Below are 3,854 nucleotides of genomic sequence, written 5' to 3'. Positions count from 1 at the left end.
TTCATTCCCTTTGATCACAGGTGTAGAGTAACTAATGCGTAACTTATACGCTTTTAGATCATTATTATTTAATTCCACGATCAGCTTCTTCAAAGACGAAGTACTCATAAACATGGATTCAGAAAGCTCCTCCACAGACATTCGACCAGCATTCGTAAACAATAAATGCATCAGCCGATAAAAAATGGTTTGTCTGAACATAGAAGAAATCACTTCACTTATCGTACTTTGCCGATCACGTAGAAGAACGATTCCCTTACCTCTAGAAACTTCAATGGTTACAGTAGAGGGTAGTTGCTTACTGATTTCCTCCACCATCTTCCGTATTGTCTTATCTGAGATTCCTAAACTTTTTTCCACTTCGGCTAAGGTAAACCATCTTTGTTCTGTATCAAGCAGCGTTAATAGTTGGCTAGCTAAATTAAATCCCTTATCCATTGTTATCCACCCTATTTCAATTTCATTTTAATTTTTATAGTATAAACAAATTCACATCTATAACCATATTATTTTTCAATAAAAAAACTCGGGTTTCATTTACCCGAGTTTCACATCACTTTATATTTGTGCTTTTTCTTCAATAGGGCTAATTGCTTTCAGCTGCATCGTTATGACGGCTGCAATAACGGCTTTGATGATGTCTCCCGGAAGAAAGGCTAACGCTCCGACAAGACCAGCCCAGATCGACGTATTGGTTATTAATGCCATGGTGGGGGCACCAATCAGACTCACTAGTAATACACCAAAGATTATGTTGATCGCTATCAGCTTCCAAGTTCGGACCTTCGGCCAGATTTTTTCAGAATACCAGCCGATAAGGCCGGCCGCGATCGGGAAGCTAAATATGTATCCTGCAGAAGGACCAATGAGCACTGCGATTCCACCGCGGCCACCAGTCAGTACAGGCAGCCCAATGGCTACCAGAATGATGAAAATGACTAGACTGAGGGCGCCCATCCGTTTCCCCAGAAAACATCCAGCTAACATTACGCCAAGCGTCTGGGCAGTGATCGGAACGGGCATGAAACCGAGGGGTATGGGTGGAATCATGCCTAGCACCGCGATAAGTGCTGCGAATAATGCAGCATAAATAAGTTCTTTTGTCTTCAAAAAATTGACCTCCATTGGAAATAAATAATTGTATTCTGGTTAGTAAATACGTCCAGTAAGCTGAATTATAATGGAGATATTCATGATTGTAAACCAAAACTTTATTTAAAGTTCACAATAGAATAGAATACTAAACTTGAGTTTTTCCAATTGTTATATAGAATTAGAGTATTCAGTCGCAATTATTGGCTGTTAATATATTCGATGGATTTTGGTCGGAGAGTTATACTTTTGGAGGTTAAGTTCATGACAGTAAAAGAACATATTCTTGTCTTGCTCGACAGTAATAAGGGTGAATACTTTTCCGGCGAGGAAATAGCCGTTCAGTTATCCGTGACGCGCAGCGCGGTCTGGAAAGCCATAAAATCGTTACAGACAGACGGATATTCCATACAAGCTGTAACTAATAAAGGATATTCCATGTCACCTCAAACAGATATCCTATCTGCAAGTGCAATTTCAAAATATTTGGATACCCAGGGGCAAAAGTTACGTGTAGAAGTCTTTAAGACATTATCTTCAACGAATGAAGCCGTAAAAAGCCTCGCCTCAAATGGAGAAGCTGAGGGTAAGGTGATCCTTTCCGAAGAACAGACCGCTGGACGCGGGAGAATGGGCCGAAAATTCTTTTCTCCACCGGGAACGGGTATCTATATGAGTATCCTGCTGCGTCCCAAGCTGTCAGCAACAGATTCCGCTCTTCTGACCACTTGCGCTGCTGTTGCAGTTGCCCTTTCCATCGAGAGCGTATCGGGTAAAGAAACGCAGATTAAATGGGTGAATGATGTTTTTATGGAGGGAAAAAAGGTATGCGGGATCCTTACCGAAGCATCCGTGTCACTGGAAAACGGCTGGCTTGATTATGCAACTCTTGGCATTGGTATAAATGTAGCACTTCCGTCCGACGGCTTTCCTAACGAGCTTACCGAGATTGCAACAACTGTAATTTCTGAAAACAATTCTTATGGTGATCTCCGCAACCGACTGGTAGCAGAAGTACTGAACAATTTCATGGGATATTATGAGCAATTAACGGAAAGATTGTTTCTTTCCGAATATAGAAAACGGTTAATTTCACTTGGCAAACCCGTAACAGTGATAAAGAATAATGAACAGCTTAAGGCAACAGCCATTGATATTGATAACGATTGCCATCTGAAAGTCAGATATGAAAATGGTGACGAGGAATATCTTTCAAATGGAGAAGTCAGTATTAAAATTTAGCTATTGTTCTTTTGCGTATATGTTATTCGTGGTGATCGTCAAAATTAAAGCGGCTAAGTGCTGACTCATGGCTGGTTGCGTCATCATGCGGGTTTTTGCGGCTTCAGAAATCAATTGATACTTATATATTGTGCAAAAGCTTCTATACCATTAAAAATCAACCATACTCTAGGCTCCACCTTTATACTGTAAAATTTATATTAGAAGATGAACTTAATATATCAACTTAAGACTCTGTATTCTACTGTGCTAAAGCATTTAAATCCGGCTGCATCTTGTTCCGCAGAACATACAGCATTATGGCACCAACAAGGAACGCAACGGCATCCGAAATGACGAGCGACCAGACCACACCATGGAAACCATTCATTCGATTGGCTATATACAACACAGGAATCAGAGTAACTCCTTGAATAATTGACATTATAAATGCAGCAGTTCCTTGCGCTGTAGCTTGGAAGATCCCGGTAAACAACGAAGTCATTCCTGTAATGAACAAGGATAAGAATGTCACATGCAGAATGTAGCTGCCCATTTCAATTAATTGCGGGTCATTCGTAAATAAGCCAATTAAGTGGTCGGAAATCAGATAGACGATAACGCCGAACACGACAGCTAAAGCTATTATCACTTTGATTGTGAATCCGATGGTATGCTTCATGCGTAATTTATTCGCTGTAAAAGAGAAGGCAGTGAGCGGCACGACACCTTCGCATAAACCCATCAGAATACACTCAGGTAAATGCAATAAACGTGATGAAATTCCGAACCCCGCTAAGAATTGGCTTTTATAACTCAAATGGTAGGCATAGAATACACTCGCCACCAAGTTAGAGATGACTGTAGCAGACGCAATGCCGATCACGTCCCAATGGAAGACGAAGATAACTAGCGCATCGAGAATAATACTCACGACAACACTTAGAATCATCCCGATCATCGATGTGATTGCTGAACCTTCTGAGCGCACGATATTCTCCAATGTGAAGCATAATACAACGAATGGTGAGCCAATAAGCATAATCGTTACGTAGTCCTTTGTAAATCCGAAGGAGTCAGGCGTTGCTCCCAGGCCATGAACAATTGGATTAATCAACGGGAGACCAACAGCCATCACGATAAGACCGATAACTAAACTGCTGTAAAAAGCGAATGAAGATACATGCTTTACATCATCATATTTTTTCTCCCCTAGCAAGCGGGAGATGAATGTACCACTGCCCATGCCAATCAAGTTTCCTAGCGCCATAATGATCGCGAATAATGGTAAGGTTAGTGCAAGTGCGGTTAACATAGCCGTATTGCCCAGTGTGCCAAGGAAATAGGCATTCAAGATGGAATATATGACACTCATTGACATGCCTAACATCATCGGTATACCGAAGTGAGCTACGGCGTCTACTACAATAAACTCCCCTGTTCTATTACAAATCAATAAGTACAATATTCTCTTCACTTATCCAAAGCAACCTTATATTGATAGCAAACAAAGATTAATTGTTCCCCTTTTGCTAATCAGA

At 40.9% G+C, this 3,854-nt stretch carries 4 protein-coding genes; 1 reads left to right on the top strand and 3 read right to left on the bottom strand.

The annotated features are described in order from the left end of the window. Together ACWNM1_RS30340 and ACWNM1_RS30335 are read right to left on the bottom strand one after the other, a co-directional pair. On the bottom strand, positions 1-438 hold a 438-nt coding region (locus ACWNM1_RS30340), incomplete at its 3' end, for a helix-turn-helix domain-containing protein (RefSeq protein ID WP_449603895.1). A gap of 120 nt (positions 439-558) precedes the next feature. Next, complete coding sequence (locus ACWNM1_RS30335) at positions 559-1,110, bottom strand: biotin transporter BioY (protein WP_449603894.1); 552 nt, start codon at positions 1,108-1,110, stop codon at positions 559-561. Between the two features lie 246 nt (positions 1,111-1,356). On the opposite strand from ACWNM1_RS30335, the gene ACWNM1_RS30330 reads away from it, so the two are divergent. Next, positions 1,357-2,334, top strand: coding sequence for a biotin--[acetyl-CoA-carboxylase] ligase (locus tag ACWNM1_RS30330; protein WP_449603893.1), 978 nt, complete (start codon positions 1,357-1,359; stop codon positions 2,332-2,334). Positions 2,335-2,575: 241 nt separating this feature from the next. On the opposite strand, the gene ACWNM1_RS30325 is transcribed toward ACWNM1_RS30330, so the two are convergent. Beyond that, on the bottom strand, positions 2,576-3,781 hold the full coding sequence (locus tag ACWNM1_RS30325; RefSeq protein ID WP_449603896.1) for an MATE family efflux transporter: 1,206 nt from the start codon (positions 3,779-3,781) through the stop codon (positions 2,576-2,578). Between the last annotated feature and the right edge of the window lie 73 nt (positions 3,782-3,854).

It is taken from the genome of Paenibacillus sp. Marseille-Q9583 (assembly GCF_976954365.1).
This window is presented reverse-complemented; position numbering and strand designations above follow the sequence as displayed.

What these genes read in the sequence shown, in the direction of transcription:
- ACWNM1_RS30330 (WP_449603893.1), top strand. Translation starts at nt 1,357, where the DNA reads ATGACAGTAAAAGAACATATTCTTGTCTTGCTCGACAGTAATAAGGGT.